Origin of the sequence: Serratia sp. AXJ-M (genome assembly GCF_046531865.1) — a bacterium.
Taxonomy (GTDB): domain Bacteria; phylum Pseudomonadota; class Gammaproteobacteria; order Enterobacterales; family Enterobacteriaceae; genus Serratia; species Serratia liquefaciens.
This window is the reverse complement of the sequence record NZ_CP059395.1, coordinates 167,646-183,491: the sequence shown is the minus strand read 5'-3', so window position 1 is coordinate 183,491 and position 15,846 is coordinate 167,646. Positions and strand designations below refer to the sequence as shown.

The 15,846-nt window shown below is 49.2% G+C and carries 13 protein-coding genes and 1 pseudogene; 8 read left to right on the top strand and 6 right to left on the bottom strand.

Annotated elements, in window-relative coordinates:
* Complete coding sequence (locus tag H0S68_RS25505; RefSeq protein ID WP_410529521.1) at positions 1-612, top strand: cysteine peptidase family C39 domain-containing protein; 612 nt, start codon at positions 1-3, stop codon at positions 610-612.
* A gap of 83 nt (positions 613-695) precedes the next feature.
* Here the strand turns inward: H0S68_RS25505 and H0S68_RS25500 are convergent.
* Positions 696-3,732: pseudogene (locus H0S68_RS25500) on the bottom strand (Tn3 family transposase).
* Between the two features lie 148 nt (positions 3,733-3,880).
* Here H0S68_RS25500 and H0S68_RS25495 point away from each other — a divergent pair.
* The 3 genes from H0S68_RS25495 (at position 3,881) to H0S68_RS25485 (ending at position 6,380) form a co-directional block, all read left to right on the top strand.
* The gene (locus H0S68_RS25495) at positions 3,881-4,459 is read left to right on the top strand and encodes a recombinase family protein (RefSeq protein WP_410529520.1); all 579 of its coding nucleotides are present in this window, start codon (positions 3,881-3,883) and stop codon (positions 4,457-4,459) included.
* A 210-nt stretch (positions 4,460-4,669) separates the two neighbouring features.
* On the top strand, positions 4,670-5,785 hold the full coding sequence (locus H0S68_RS25490) for a hypothetical protein (protein ID WP_410529519.1): 1,116 nt from the start codon (positions 4,670-4,672) through the stop codon (positions 5,783-5,785).
* Positions 5,786-5,795: 10 nt separating this feature from the next.
* Positions 5,796-6,380 (top strand): tetratricopeptide repeat protein, encoded by a 585-nt coding sequence (locus tag H0S68_RS25485; RefSeq protein WP_410529518.1) that lies wholly within the window; start codon positions 5,796-5,798, stop codon positions 6,378-6,380.
* Positions 6,381-6,985: 605 nt separating this feature from the next.
* On the opposite strand, the gene H0S68_RS25480 is transcribed toward H0S68_RS25485, so the two are convergent.
* Positions 6,986-7,534: a TetR/AcrR family transcriptional regulator gene (locus tag H0S68_RS25480; RefSeq protein ID WP_410529517.1), complete on the bottom strand. Its 549-nt coding sequence runs from the start codon at positions 7,532-7,534 to the stop codon at positions 6,986-6,988.
* Between the two features lie 21 nt (positions 7,535-7,555).
* Positions 7,556-8,761, bottom strand: a complete 1,206-nt coding sequence (locus H0S68_RS25475; RefSeq protein WP_410529516.1) for a multidrug effflux MFS transporter — start codon at positions 8,759-8,761, stop codon at positions 7,556-7,558.
* A gap of 336 nt (positions 8,762-9,097) precedes the next feature.
* Between H0S68_RS25475 and H0S68_RS25470 the strand changes: the two genes are divergently transcribed.
* Positions 9,098-10,120, top strand: a complete 1,023-nt coding sequence (locus H0S68_RS25470; RefSeq protein ID WP_410529515.1) for an IS110 family transposase — start codon at positions 9,098-9,100, stop codon at positions 10,118-10,120.
* 483 nt (positions 10,121-10,603) lie between these two features.
* Here H0S68_RS25470 and istB read toward each other — a convergent pair whose 3' ends face one another.
* Both istB and istA read right to left on the bottom strand, forming a co-directional pair.
* Positions 10,604-11,344, bottom strand: a complete 741-nt coding sequence (gene istB / locus H0S68_RS25465) for an IS21-like element helper ATPase IstB (protein ID WP_410529636.1) — start codon at positions 11,342-11,344, stop codon at positions 10,604-10,606.
* Positions 11,345-11,357: 13 nt separating this feature from the next.
* Complete coding sequence (gene istA, locus H0S68_RS25460; RefSeq protein ID WP_410529514.1) at positions 11,358-12,902, bottom strand: IS21 family transposase; 1,545 nt, start codon at positions 12,900-12,902, stop codon at positions 11,358-11,360.
* A gap of 233 nt (positions 12,903-13,135) precedes the next feature.
* Here istA and H0S68_RS25455 point away from each other — a divergent pair, with 233 nt between their 5' ends.
* From H0S68_RS25455 to H0S68_RS25445, 3 genes are all read left to right on the top strand, one after another.
* A complete protein-coding gene (locus H0S68_RS25455; RefSeq protein WP_410529513.1) occupies positions 13,136-13,351 on the top strand; it encodes a heat-shock protein in 216 nt (71 codons plus the stop codon).
* 329 nt (positions 13,352-13,680) lie between these two features.
* Positions 13,681-14,295, top strand: a complete 615-nt coding sequence (locus H0S68_RS25450) for a DUF2913 family protein (RefSeq protein ID WP_410529512.1) — start codon at positions 13,681-13,683, stop codon at positions 14,293-14,295.
* Positions 14,296-14,380: 85 nt separating this feature from the next.
* Positions 14,381-14,896 (top strand): transposase, encoded by a 516-nt coding sequence (locus tag H0S68_RS25445; RefSeq protein ID WP_410529511.1) that lies wholly within the window; start codon positions 14,381-14,383, stop codon positions 14,894-14,896.
* A gap of 102 nt (positions 14,897-14,998) precedes the next feature.
* On the opposite strand, the gene H0S68_RS25440 is transcribed toward H0S68_RS25445, so the two are convergent.
* Complete coding sequence (locus H0S68_RS25440; protein ID WP_410529510.1) at positions 14,999-15,244, bottom strand: helix-turn-helix domain-containing protein; 246 nt, start codon at positions 15,242-15,244, stop codon at positions 14,999-15,001.
* Between the last annotated feature and the right edge of the window lie 602 nt (positions 15,245-15,846).

Below are 15,846 nucleotides of genomic sequence, written 5' to 3'. Positions count from 1 at the left end.
ATGATTAATGAGAGTGCTTTCATTAAAAAATTTACATTAATCATTACACTCTATATGTTCTCTGTACAAGTTTACCCTCAGAGCAAACCACGAGAGATGATAAAAAACACAATGATAGACTACCGTACAAATGGGGTTGAACCACAACTTATGGATAACTCTTGTGGTATCGCTTCGCTAGCCTATGTATTCAATATGTATTTTAATAAGAACACTTCAGAGAAGAATCTATTCTTTTTTATCGGTCTGAAACCTGAATATTCTCTGCTCGATTTATTCATCACATCAAAGAAGTTTGGCATATCAAGTGTCGGGTTAAAAATAACCATGTCTGATCTTGAGAATGTTAATTCGCCAACGATACTTAAAACTAAAACTAACGGTGGGCATTTTATTGTTTACACTGGCTACAAAAATGGATGGTTCCAAGTCATTGATCCTGCTCGAGGTAAACTTAACTATTTTAAGGCAGAGCTCAGCAAGCTATTTATAGATCCAACGAAAGGATACGGGACCGCTCTCATTTTTCTTTCGGAAAATAAAAACAATTTCATCGAAAAAAAACTTTATAAGAACAATACTAATAGGCTGTGGCTAGAGAGGTCTTATTAATGACGTTGTAAACCACCAAAGGTAAAATTATCCTTTTGTCAACATTACCCCATTTTTATCAATTGGTTATATCCATAAATATGTTACCCTAGTTTCAGCCGGGCAACCAATTTATCCAGATCAATAATTTCATTGCTGTTCTGGAAGGTATAATGTCCGTTCAGCAAAATGTGTTGCCAGGCCACCGGTGATATCCGGGCCAGAGCTTCTATGCCTTTGGTATTGCCTTCCGTTTCCAGTCGTTTCAGCAATCGCGATAGGATCGCCGAGTTGTAATATAAGATCGCATTGGAAACCAGCCGCCCGCACTGGTTGCTGATGTCTGTTTCAATGTCATTTTTCCCGGTTAACTCTTTCTTTCCGCCGACTTTGGCCACTGCGGCACGCAGCTGGTGATAAGATTCAATTCGGTTCTGGGAACGCCGGATGTTGCGTTCCAGCTGCGGATCGCGCAGATACTTCAGCGTGTAAATGCTGCGTACCAACCGGTCATATTCAAATAGTGCCTGCCGGGTCGGATTGGTCGTGGTGTATGTGCACAGTTTGCGGACCAGCGTCCCCTGCCTCATTTCTTTCAGCCCCAGCGTGGCGACGATGCGATCGAGATTGCTTTTCTCGCGGATAATAAGCTTCCGGTCAATTTGTCCGACGGGCTGGATTAGGCATTTTTTATAGGCCGATGGCTCTCTGATGCAGTACAGTGTCTGTAACTGCCTGTTAAGGTCCGTAAAATGAGGCTCAAAGCGCAGGCCAAACCAGTGCAGGATCGCAAAGTTGGCTTTGTTGATGCTGTGCATGTCGCCGGTGATAGCCGTGGGTTTCACCTCTGAGGTGTTGCGGTACCAGATATCAAAGACATGGTGGGCTTCATAGTCGTTTGTGCCAATCAGATAACCGTTGATCTGGATGTGGTTACACAGCAGCGTGTAGGCCACCATGCCTTTACCACGGCCGAAGTATTTACGCGAATGCCGGGCCTTTACCGTCGGCCGCTCAACGCCAAACTTCTGCCCGTCAACGGCACCATAAAGCGTTTCCGGATCAAACGAATAGTGCGGGAAAATCGGCAGTGCCTCTATGGCATCGGTGATGCAGTCATTGGCCGTGACCAGTGACGCCAGGCGGAGGTACTGTTCGTACGTGGTTTCCAGCACATGGAACGGTATATCACTGGTTCGTGCCATCACATGATTACCATGATTCATCGCCTGGGCAACGATGACCGCCATCAGGCTGTCTGCATCGGCATTCTTTTTGGCATAGCGGGGTTGCAGCGGCTTCATGGCATGAAGAAACCGGCACTGGCTGTTAACAAACCGGAAGACGTCGGTCAGGCAACTGTTCATAAAATCGCTTCTCCTGCGCCTTATGACGGCTGACCACGGACTTATGCCAGGTCAGTTTCTGCGTTACTGCATCGTATTCCAGATGTTTCAGCTTCCCCTGCTTCAGCTCGCGGTTGAAGGCTTTCCACTGCCGGTGCAATTCGGACTCCAGCGCCTTGAGCTGCGATTTAACCGGTTTTTGCAAAAACGGAATATTCATTTCAGCCAGGACAGCGGCCTGTTCCCTTTCCGGTACCAGTTCATCAGAAAGATGGCGGTGGCGGAGACTGTCATTGAGGTGAAATTCACCCGCCTGAAAACGCTTTCTTATCTGGCGGTAGAGCCAGAACTCATAGCGCCCGGCGTTCAGGCCTGTGGGCTCGCCATCCTCGCCGAACTCCAGCAGATACGGGCGCAGCCGCTCCGGTAATGTGCCCGGCGGGCATTCCGCCAGTGACCGCTGTGAAAGCGTTTGCTTTTTGCTGAACACCATTCTGAGCCAGCTCAGCGCTTCAGCCCACGGGCTGTCGTGGACAACGCTGGTGAGGTCGAGTGACAAAAATAATGGCCGCAGGTGACGCCGGATTAATGCCGTCATACCGTCCACGGCCTGCCACTGCAGCGCCAGTTTACTGACGGGTTTTACACTCATGCGCTGTGCGGTGGTTTTCAGCGTCTCCCGAGGCATGATTTTCCATGCACGCCGGCGGACTTCGCCAAAAGTGGTCGGATCCGGGACGCTGTCATCAACGTAAAGCGATAACAGCCGTCCGATTTTAGACGTTTCACGCCGGTGTTTTTCCTGGACGTCGGCCAGAAGCTGTTTGGCCACGCTGCGGCTCTCATCCTCGAGCTGTTTCATATGGAAAAACATCGCATCCACCAGGTTATCGCTAAACTGGCGGTAACGAACCCATGAATAGCACAGTAGTTAAAGGCGGGTCTGATCGGGCTTCAGTTCTCGGAGATCATAAACGGTATAGAAATTTGCCAGGCTGGCGTAGTAAAGCAGATTCTGCTGAGAAATATTCAGTGCCGGCAGGATGTCGCAGGCTTTGCGGTGCAATGACGCCAGTATGGCCCGTTTTTCCCGTTCCTGAACCATCTGACGCCAGCCGAAATCACGTGCATCCTGCCTGAGGATCGCCAGCCGGGAAAGGGTATCATCGCGTTCAATCAGCGTGTTCAGACCATCCATGGTGGCGTCATCAAGCCGCTCCGTCAGGATACGCCCCAGACGCTGCCTTTCATCAGAAAGCGTCCGGCTTACCAGCTCCTGGAGCGTGCTATAGCCAGGTCGGATGATTTTGTGCGCGTTGAGCCAGATGATCAACTCTGTGGCGACAAAGCCGGGGGTGACATCGCGGTGGACAATATGGGCGGCCTGTTGTTCAAGCGCTGAAGACAGTGCCGATGACCAGGGGCGGTAACCATACCGCGCGCAGATTTTTTCCCGCTGAGCATAGCGCTCGTGCTTAGTGGGTGATTTGTCAGGCAGTGACTCCCCGGGGAAATAACGGCTCAGGACAAAGCTGCAGTCGTCCGGAACATCATCCCACCCGAAGCGGAAAAACAGGTGCTTGGCTTTAAAGTAAGCGATCTGGATGATGCAATACATTTGAGCGGGAAGCCCCCGACGACTGCAGGCCAGCGCCAGTTCAGATTCATCCAGCGCCAGAAACTCCAGTCGCTGAGCATCATCGAAATCCGGGAGAGCATACAGAGCTTCCTGCTCGGCACTATTTAAAACTGCCAGTCGTTCACTTTTGCCTGTCGCTTTGTTGCGAGTTGTCATCCTGACCCCGGAAATAATGTCCGTAAGAGGATCGCTCTGCGGACAGTAAAAAATAACATTTGCGCTTCAGTTAAAATCACCGCTGATCTTGTCTCACATAACTGGTACGATATCAATCTCTTTCATGGCCCCTTAAACGTACACATTTATGACTGAAATACGGATCGGATATGCCCGATGCTCTACTGATAAACAAGATTTAACCGCCCAGCAGGAGGCACTGATGAAACTCGGTGTATCTACGGACCGGATTTACCTCGATAAAGGGCTGACCGGCTCAAACCGGCAACGGCCCGGACTGGATCAGGCGCTGGCCGCCGTTCGCAGTGGCGATACGTTGGTCGTTCCGAAACTTGATCGCCTGGCCCGGTCGGTTCCTGATGCGCGTCAGATAGCCGATGCGCTGCAGGCCAGAGGGGTGAAGCTGGCGCTGGGAGCCAGCCTCTACGATCCGGCAGATCCTATGGGGAAGATGTTTTTTAACGTGCTGGCGACGTTTGCCGAATTTGAAGGCGACCTGATACGCCTGCGGACTCGCGAAGGCATGGCGATTGCCCGGGCGAAAGGAAAATTGAGGGGGAAGCAGCCGAAACTGTCTGAAAAACAACAAAAAGAGCTGTGCCGTATGCGGGAAACCGGCCAGTACTCAATCAGCGATCTGGCAGAATTATTTTCTGTTTCACGCCCGACGGTTTACAGGACACTGAGTCGAGTCAGGCAAAACTGATAATCCGGCTTCATTTTTAAGTGACAAACGTGACAAAATTTTCGAGGGTTTCGGCGAAGAGCCACTATCTGGGCTCACCAACAGTCCCTATAGGGGGGCGGCGGATCTTTTGGGTATATATAAATAAAATGCTTGAAAGTGATAATGATAACCGTTCTTATTGGTGATGGATAACAACGGTTATAGCCGCACTTAATATAGGGAAAAGGGATGGACAATACTAATGTAGGGAAAGACTTTGGGTTAGTGGATAAAAACGACAGTGCGAGATTAAAAGGTCAGCACATTGATACATTGACAATAAAAATGGCTCCATCGGGAACTCAATATACAAATGAGAATCAAAAAGTTTCAAATTCTATGTTTGGTCATGTTTGGATAGAGTTTCAGGGACAATCGATAGGGTGGGGGCTGGGAGACACTAAAACAACGGGGGGAGTAGAAAACTTAACATTTAGAGACTCGATTGGTTATGACCATGCCAAGACAACGAGCATTACTTTTCCACTTTATTCTCAAAGCGTTGTCAACAATATATCCAATTATATATCTGGTCTGAAAATGGGTGACTTTGGAAACTTCTCACCAAATTACAACTTGGTTTCGAATAATTGCATTTCATTTGTTAATTCTGTAATTTCAATTACGCACTATGATAATGACAAGCATAATATTGATTTCATAAACGAGTTACAGGGGATGTCACCTAACGCGATTATAGAAGCAATTAATGATTACATTACGGAACAACAGGAAACAGAAACACCACTGGTAATTGACTTAACAGGAGAAGGAATTAACACTTTAGCAAATGACGGGTTAATTTGTTTTGACCATAATAACGATGGAGTGGCGGAAAGTACTGGGTGGATAGGCGCTAATAATGCTTTTCTTGCTTTAGATAAAAATGGAGACGGCAAGATAAATAACGGCAATGAATTATTCGGTAATAACACACTTCTTTCCTCGGGCGGCAATGCCTCAAATGGTTTTGAAGCGTTAAAAGAGCATGACATTAATTCAGACGGAGTTATCAATGAACTCGACAATGTGTGGGATTCACTATTGCTCTGGATTGATAAAAATGTCAACGGCGCAACAGAACAAGGGGAGTTTATTTCTCTTTCTTCCTCTGGCATCTCCGAAATAAACTTGGAGTATTATCAAAAAAATCACAATGATTCTAATGGTAACAACCACTGGCTTGAAGGTAGTGTGTCATGGGATAACGGTACAACAACCGTGATTTCTGACATTGTTTTTAATGTTAACAAAATTAACACGGTCGATATAGTTGGGGTTAATGATGTTGGTGTTATTGAATAAGGGAGGTTGCATGTTGAAGATAATGGTTCTGTTATTAATAAGCATTACTCATTTCTGCTTTGCTGAAGTTAACCGTGAAGGAGGGTTAATGATTCCCGAAGTTGTTTACAAACATAGGAAAGATTTTTTGGCAAACTTGTCGGTGACAATGCCAAATAATGAGGCAAGTTTTAAAAAATTGGTAAAGCTTGCAGATGATGGTAACTCTGATGCTAACTGGATGCTTGCGGTAATATACCATCATAAAAATCGACACACGGCCCTAGCAGCAGAAAGATATAAAATTTCTATTGCTCGTAAAGATTCCCACTATACAGATTCGATGATTAACCTTGCGGCTATAAATGTTAGCAATGGTGATTATAACTCTGGGGTTAAATTGTATCTTGAGGCCGGTATAAATGGAGACTATATGGGCTATCAAGAGTTAGGTACATTATATCTCTTGGGGAAAGGTGTTGAGCAAGACTTTATAAAGTCCAAAGAGTACTATTTAAAAGCAGAAAAAATAGGATGTATTCAATGTAAGGCTGTCTTAAATCAGTGGGATAAGATCGTTGAGATGAAGAAGAAAGACGGGCCACTAAGGGAATAATTAATATTGGTGAAATGTAGTTTTCAAATAGCTAAAATATATTTGCTCTAGTGAATATTTGTATTGTATTCGCTTTGAGGAACATTTTAATGCGACTTTTGGCTACAGGTGAGTCTCACCAGTTTTTAAAAGTTTATATATTGATAAAGATAACTCTTTAGATACTAGGTGGGACTTTCCGGGGGGATGTACGCTACACGCCTGTTACGAGCTGATGTGGTTGATTAATCAGCATATGGTTAAATTTACCGACTTTGGTTTATACACAATGACAAAATGTTGGCGGGTTCTCGCTTAGAATCCCAAAAATGGATGTAACGTTTGGTGCAGGGTGCTACTGATGGTGTCATTGACTTTCCCAAAGATCACTAAAAATGCTAGGGCGGAAATTTCGGCGGTTCCGGCGTAGACCCCCTATGTAAGTAAAGTCCGCGGTGTGCCAGAAGCGGACATAATGTTCGTTCCGCCAAGTATTCCATTGCTAACCAAAGGTAATAATCGAAGTAAGGATTTAATCCAGTAATAACCTTGCAAGAAAGCAAATATATTATTAGGCTGCCTGAAGATGATCAACAATGCGTCAATCCTGCCGACGAAAAAGTGACTTACATTGCTTCTGATAATAGTTTCCACAATGATCTTCGTCTTATTTCCGCCGCGACTGGTGTGGCATAAAGCAACTCAACGTGCACACTGTCGACGATACCTAAATAAGCCTCGGCCAGCATGCTCATATCTTTATCATCTTTATCGACTAATCCAGCCAGGAATTTCGATTTCAGTTGAGCAAGAAATTTCTCATAACCCGAAGCAACCTGCTCACGCACTCCTTCTGGTGGAATGAATGCAGTGCGAAGCAGTAGACGCAGATGGCCAGAATTTTGATAACGCTGCGTTACCTGCGCGAGATAACATTCTCCGACATGTCTATCACGGGAAAAACACTGCAATGCGAAAACACTTTCTACGGCGATGGCTTCTTCAAAGACATAAATAAACAGCTCGTCTTTATTTTTGAAATGGGAATATATGGTCGCTTTTTTAATTCCGGCCATTTCTGCAACGGCGTTCAGTGAGCCAGCATCAAAACCCTTTTCTGCGAAATGTAACACAGCTGCATCGGATATTTTTTGCGCAGCAGACGAGATTGCCATATGAAAGTGTTTCCCTTTGAATTAATGAGCGGAACCGTATTCTACATCACTTTTTGCCCAGCGAATGCTCATCACAGTGAGCAGCACTACCACAATGCCAAACAGTACAAGGAAGCCAAGCCAGTAAGCACTACCCCGCTCTGACAGGAAACCTGCAACTGGCGTTGCTGCCGCTGAAAGCACCAACTGCAAGGCACCCAGCACCGCGGCAGCAGAACCGAGGGCAGTTTTCTGGGTAGACATGGTCATGGACATGAGTGTCGCTTCCGCCACACCTAAACCAAACATTGCAACAAACATGCCTGCCACTACAAAAGGCAATCCCAGACCACTGGTGCCTGATAAACCAGCAATCATCGCGCCAATCGCCATAGCCAGCACGCCATGCAGTGCTACCTTCGGAACACCTCTGTGCGTCACCCATTTCCCCGCGCTGATTGCTCCAATTAACACTGCCATACCGGTGCCGCCAAACACCAGACCAAATGTGTCAGGAGAGAGGGCATAGTGTGACTGATACACAATCGATGCACCACCTATGTAGATAAACAGAAAGAAAAAGGCTGCGGAAAGCGACATTGCAGGTAACATGAAGTCACGATCTGTGAGCAGACGTCCATATGTTTTCAACACCAGAGCGGGTTTAAGCGGTAAACGTTTTTCTGCGGGCAAGCTTTCCGGCAGCGAAAACCAGGTGTTGATGAACGCAATTAATCCCATTAATGCCAGCACCAACATGACCGCAGCCCAGCCCGCATGTGCATCTACATAGCCGCCAACCGCCGGTGCCAGCACCGGAGCCAGCCCTTCTATTGTCATCAGTAAGGCAAAAAGCTTTGCAGCTTCTGTCCCTGAAGTTAGATCACGGACAGTAGAGATTGCCACGACCAATGTCATAGATGCCGCTAATCCCTGGAAGAATCGCGCATAAAGTAACATGGTAATACTCTCTGACCAGGATGCCCAGATTGAGCACACGATAAATAGAAAAATAGCTGCTAACAAGGGCTTGCGGCGGCCAACTGCATCGATAACTGGTCCTGAAACGAGCTGCCCTAATCCCATTGCCAGCAGAAAAACTGTCAAAGTTAATTGAATTTGCGTGACGGAAGCATTGAGTTCTTTTGCCATATCCGGCAGCGATGCCAGATACATATCAATCGCTGAAGGCCCCAATATCGTGATTAAGGCCAGTGATAGCGACAACCTTAAAAATGAGTGTTGCATTAAAAATCATTCCAGTGAGTAAAAATGAAATGATATACGACCGACCAGTCGGTCGCAAGTGTATTTGAATTTTTCCCATTTTTTATGATGATAGTCATTTTGCTCTGCTCACATTGATAAACACTTAGTCATTTTAGTACTACACAATCCTGTCGCCGGTGAGAACAATTACGAACTTCTGTTGATCGCTCAAAGCTGCCTGTCAAAGTGGTCAAGCTTTACCATAGCTCAGAGGTACAAAAAATAACCTTAACGAATGGAAGGGACTTCCCCTGGATATGCACCTGGTTAAATACTGTGCAATCATGGGGTAAACATAGCCCAGAGGGATTCGTTATGACCATCACTACTGTCGGTATCGATCTTGCTAAAAATGTGTTCGCTGTTCACTGTGTTGACCAAAATGGCAGAACTGTTCTGGTTAAACCCAAAGTATCACGTGCTGCACTTCTTGAGCTGATTGCAGGTTTACCTCCTTGTGTTATCGGGATGGAAGCATGCTCCGGTGCTCATTACTGGGCAAGACTGTTCCGGCAGTATGGTCATGAACCCCGTCTGATGGCGGCAAAGTTTGTTTCTCCTTATCGCATGGCTGGTAAATCAGGAAAAAATGATGCAGCTGATGCTCAGGCTATCTGTGAAGCCGTCCGTCGCCCGCATATGCGGTTTGTGCCCGTGAAGGATGAGAGCCAGCAGGCGATGCAATGCCTTCACCGTACCCGGCAAGGCTTTATCGAAGAGAAAACAGCAACATATAACCGATTAAGAGGCTTAATATCTGAATTTGGCATCATCGCTCCACAGAGTACAGATGCCCTGCGCCACATCGTGTCTGAACAGAAGAACTCCTTGCCGCTTCAGGTTCAGCAATGCATTGATGATTTGCTGGAACACATTAATCGCATTGAAGATAACATCGCTGAATACGATCGGATCCTGTCTCGTATGGCCAAAGCTGATCACCGCAGTCAGAGGTTGATGGAGCTGAAAGGGATTGGCCCTACAACGGCATGTGCGCTGGTCGCCAGTATCGGTAATGCGCATGATTTCAAGAATGGGCGCCAACTCGCAGCCTGGCTCGGACTTACGCCATCGCAGTACAGCAGTGGCGGAAAATCAAAGCTTGGCAGGATAACGAAAGCGGGCGATTCGTATCTGCGAACGCTACTGGTTCAGGGTGCCCGTTCGGTTCTGATTGGTGCTGAAAAAAGGACTGACTCATTCAGTCGTTGGGTTTGCTCGCTAATTGAGCGAAGAGGATACTGGCGTGCCGTTGTCGCCATCGCTGCCAAAAACGCAAGGCTGTGCTGGGCATCATTGCATTACGGTGATGATTTCAGGTTGTACTCGGCCAGTTAAAGCACGAAGCAGCAGTATAACCATCTGACCTGCAACTCGTTGATGATAAAGGGTTAGACCCCGTGAGGTATATCTGATTATTGTACAGGATATACTTATCCGTTTACCGAACGAGAGCCTCACGAGCGTCTTTCATCAGGGTCCGAATCGATAGCGATTCATCATGGCCGTTTATAGTACCGCAGTCTCTCCCCTTTATTTTTAACTGTTGTGCAGACAGAAACCGTAACCACCGGCGTTGACATGCCGGGGAAGTCCTTATAGTACAATAATTTTCGATATCCAAACTGACCCCTGCAAAAACCGTTACGGCCTGGCGCAACGCTACCTTAAAGACATGATACTGTCGTTGGATCGCCAGCGAATTATCCATGCCGGCTATGGTGTGTATTCTGGCGAAGTTGAACGGTTATTCCGGGGGAACGTGAACGCGTTATTTCCTAACGCGCCCTAACTTCTTCTTATTACACCGACCGTTCACTTTCAGTCAACCTGTGCCAGTCGTTTTCTCATCGACTCACCTTTCATTTCCAGCCGGTGGGAGTTATGCATCAGACGATCAAGGATCGCGTCTGCCAGTGTGTTATCACCAACGCAACCGTACCACTCATCCGTTGGCAACTGGCTTATCATCACCGTGGCGTTCTTTCCGTATCTGTCATCCATCAGTTCCAGCAGATCGTTACGCTGCGCTGGCAGTAGCGGCTCAAGACCCCAGTCATCCAGGATAAGCAGTTGCGTTTTTGACAGTTGAGTCAGCTGCTTCCGGTAACTACCGTCTGCGCGGCTGTGCGTCAGCTCTACCAGCAACCGGCTCAGTCGCCAGTACTGCACGCTGTAACCCTGCTGGCAGGCGTTGTTGCCCAGAGCACAGCCCACATAAGTTTTGCCGCAGCCGCAGGGGCCGGTTATCAGCAGGTTCTGCCCCCTGACCACCCATTCGTTCTGGCTTAGCTGAGCGATCCGCGAACGCTCCAGGTTTCTCGCTGGCTGGTAGTCGATGTCGTGGACCGAGGCTTCAAGCCTTAGCCGGGCTTTTTGTAGCAGACGTTTCTGTTTACGTTGATCCCTTTCGAGAGATTCGCGCGTGACCAGCAACGCCAGTCTTTCCCTGAAGGAGAGCTCTTCGTAAGTGCCGGGTTGCTCCATCTGTGAGGACAGCGCCGCCGCCATTCCCGTCAGTTTCATTTCTGTCAGCTGTTTCATCAGCGTGTGTGGCATTATCGGGTTCCCTGTTTCAGTGGAAGTGGCGTGGGCCACGGATGTTTTCATGTTCCTGAGGAAGCTCCTGGGACGGATGCAGATCTTTGTCCGCTGGAACCAGGTCGCGGTTATTCTTCAGGATCGACTTTATCTGCTTCAGCCGGGTCAGCCCCTCAGCGTTAGCCAGCCGGCAGCTGTTGTTGACGCGCTCTGAAGGATACTCGCGCGTCAGACTCAGCAGCCCCAGACACAGGCGATAGGCCTGTTCAGGATGCGCTTTTTCTGCCAGACGTCCGCTGACCCACGCGAGGGTGTCGGAGCCCACACCGGCCGCCCAGCTTTTGAGCCGCTCTGGCGTCCATTGCTGATGGTGGCGATGGCGTTCTGGCATGTGCTCTGCAGCGGTACTGTTACCCGGATGAAGGCGACGTGGGTGACTGGCGATCATCTGTCCGTCAGACCAGACTTCAAGCAGGTTGTCGAAGGCATGAAGCTCCACCATTTTACCGACGTGCTGATGGGGTACTGAGTAATGATGCTGTTCATATTCAACGTGATAATCGATATTCACTTTCGCTTTTTTGATGTGCCTGTAGCGCCACGGCTGTACCGGTAACGGTCTGAGCGCGGGGCTGTCCAGCCTTTCGAAGGCTTCCCGGCGGTTGCCCGGTAGTTTTTTGAAGGGCCGTTCGTTGAGTTCGGTTACCAGCGTACGGATACAGTGGTTCAGTTCGGCGAGCGAGAAGAAGACCTGGTGCCGTAGCCGGGCCAGGATCCAGCGCTCGACGATCTGAACGCCAACTTCCGCCTTCGGCTTGTCTCTGGGTTTTCTGGGCCGGGCCGGTATCACCGCAACCTGATAATGCTCCGCCAACTGCTGGTAGGAGGGATTCAGTTCAGGATCGTAACGACAGGCTTTGCTAACCCCGCTTTTCAGGTTATCCGGAACCAGTATTTCGGGGACACCACCGAAGAACTCCAGCATCCTGACGTGGCTGAGAAGCCAGTCTGGTAGCGCTTGCGTATAGGTAGCCTCCGCGAAGGTGTAGTTTGATGCGCCCAATACCGCCACGAAGATCTGCGCCTGCCGGCATTCACCCGTCTCAGGTGAGATAACCGGCACCGTGGGTCCACAGTAGTCGATAAAGCATTTTTCACCGGCGAGATGCTGCTGGCGCATGGAGCGTTTCTGTGACTGGCACCAGGCCTGGTAGCGGCAGCAGAACTGCGAGTAGCTGTACGCCCGGACGGGCATCCGCTGGCAGTATTCCTCCCACAGAAGGTGGCGAGTGACACCTTTTTTACGCAGCTCCATATGGATTTCAGCCCAGTCAGGATCCTCCAGCGCGCCAGGACGGCTGTCAGACTCAGGATATAGCAGACTGGCAAGTCGGGGCTCTGACATCCCCTCAGGGAGTGGCCAGGAGATCCCTGAGGCCTCAAGACGTTTGAGCATTTTCTGGATGGCGCCCGTGCTGACATCAGCGCACTGGCTTATCTGGCGGAAGGACAGGCCGACTTCAAAACGCAGCCTTAAAATTTCATGGATTTTACGCATTGCGATTCTCTTGTTTGGCATATATCACCCCCTGGAATGAAAGGGATAGATATAGCATCAAAAATCAATGCGTTAAGAATGGTTCTGGCGACGTGAACGGCAATTCCGGTCGGGTGAACACCGATTCTGGCAAAATGAACAGTGATTCTGGTCATGGTGCAAAATCGAGGTATTTTCCGCCGGAATACGCGTTCACGTAAAACCAGAAACTGCGTTCACGTTCCGCCAGAATGGGGGTTCACGTTGGCCAGAATATGCACTATGGCAGCTATGCGGTGATCGAGGCATTGAATGACGAGGGCGAGCGCTGCTATTACCACGTCCCCTTCAAGGCGTTCCGGGAACGGAAGAAACTCCGAATACACGTGACCAGCGCCTATGCGGTTGATGCCAAGCCAGGGGGAGGGAAGGTGGGTTTCTTTGTTATCGCCAGCAAGCTTTTGGCCGGCAAGCCGTTACCACACCCCTGAAATAACAAAACCCACCTTAAGGTGGGTTTCGCCAGAGAGAACTCTGGTATTCAGAAGCGCCTTTACCGGACTTGGCCTGACCAACTTGCGTTGGTAGCGGGATGTCTGGATAAACCAGTCTGCTGCATCCTTGACCATATTATAGTGACCTCATACGTTATTGCAACCGAATAAACCTGATATGGCGTGATACTGCTTGATATGAGGTATAAACTGAAATACTCATGTATTACATAAGTATTCATTACAGTGGCAAATGAGCGACTGGTCACCCTGCTTCTTGCCAGTTACACTGAATCAAGCATTCACCAAAACAAGTAGGGTAGACGTTGTCAGACAAGACCGAATCCGTTACCACAGAAAACACCACTTCAACGCTCAGCCATCTCGCGTTCTGCGCCCTGGCGGCGCTGGGGCTGGCGCGTCAGGATGGTATCGCCGGCACGCCCTATGCCGAAAATCTGTTTCTTATTCGCTGGCTGGCCACTGCCCAAAAGCAGAAACGATTCCCCAAAAGCGTCGCCGTCGACATCAGCTGGCTACTCGAACGCGGGCGTAAGCATGGGCCGGCCGGAAAACTGCGTCAGCACCTGGACTACCTGTGGCGCTCCTGCAGTGGCAATCTGGCCGCACAATCCGATCTGTTCCGACTTACCTACGCCTCAGAAACGCTGAAAGACCAGGGTTGGGACAATTACGTGATGGATGCACGGGAGTGGAAATCCGGAGTTACCCTGACGCCGTCGCTTAACAACGGCTTCTACGTCGAAAAAACGGCGCTGAATGCGGCCTTTACCCAGGACGGACGGCACCTGCACCCCGTACCCTTTCGCATTATTGGTGACACCGTCACCTTTATTCGTATCATGACGGAATATGGCCTGAACGCGAGGCTCGTCGACAGCACCCCAGATCACCATACGGTCGCGCTGGAGCCCGCGTAGCATTGCTCCCTGCCAAACCGGTAAAAAGGAAACACCGATGACAATGGCCAATTTTCGCCGAATGGCGGCAAAAATGGATCAGCATATGCAGCAGTTGGACGCGCAAGGCGTCACGGCGCCGCACCAGGTTATCAACCGCATGATGGGCTATACCCCTGAACTGCATCAGATTTGGACCGGCACCACGGATAAAGAACTGATGGCATTAACCCAGGAATATCCGGGGTTTTACCGTTACGCCCTCATCATGGAAACCGCGTTCGAGCAGGAGAGCCAGAAGTCATCCCGATCTTATGACGGCATGCCTGAATTTTCTGCAGCCCATAAACACACCATGGAACAGATACTCACCACGGCCGCAACCCTGGAACGGGGATACCTCGCTTATCAGGGCCATGCCCTGTCGGTGTTTGATGAACAAATAATCCGGCTGGGCCAGTCGTTCAGGTTATGGCAGGAATGCGTAGAAGACTTCAGGAAAGTGCTAAATGCCGATGAGAACGTCACCCCCATGCAGCGTGACTACGTTCATGCGGGGCTGACACGAATTGCCGATCGGCTCATGGATTTACAGGCAAAAATCCAGATGCATAGAAAATGACGTCTATGCCGGAACCCCCGAAAATTCCGCTTCATTTTTCACTTCCGGCGACAACTTATTTGGCTCTATGGGGCGAAGCTGCAAAATGCGACATTTGTCTCTTTAGCCTGTGAGGCTGTCGCCCGCCAGTGTTCTTATCCGCTGGCGTAGAGTCTCAACCGGCAGAGTCTCAATGTCCGGTAGCATGGCCACCAGGGACAATGCCTGGATAGCCAACACAATCGCCCTAGGCGGCTTACTCTGCTCATAACGGATATAGGTACGCATCGAGATACCAAACTCCTCCGCCGCTCGCTCCTGCGTCCAGTCAAGCCCCGTCCGCCAAAGTTTCAATTCGAATCCCGTCATCGTTCACCCATTCGCCATAATATGCCATTTTGTCATATTATACATTTATAATATTGTTTTTCACACCAGGAAAAATTTTGGCGAGTTCCCGTTTAGAACCCCAGGCAAGGCATCGGAAATTTCGGCGGTTCTGGCTAACTGGCATGAAATCGTAAGTTTTGGGTTCAATGCGCGTTAGCGCATGAAGGCGACAAATATGGCTATAGATAACGTTGATGATGAGGGTCGCCGTTCGCGCGGCGTAGCCGCCCAGTCCAGATAGGTTTTGCCTATCCCATCCCTCGCCCTGGAGAGCCAACCCAGTAACAGCGATGTGGGAGGGTAATTACGCGGTCGGAGTGGTCCCGACAAGGCGTAAGCCGCAGACGGGGCGTATCTCCGCGTTGGTGCCCGTTTACGGGCGCTTACGAGCGTGTTAACAACACTTACCGCAACATTTCTCTCAGCGACAACGGATTTAGGTGTATGAGTTAGTCGCGTGATTTTTGCCCGCCGTTGGCGGGAGCTACTTTTAAGGCGCTTGCGCCGTTTCTGAACGGCGCGGGTTTACCCGCTGCAAGTGAAGGCATTATCCACAGAGCAGAGCTCTTGTAAGGTCTTTT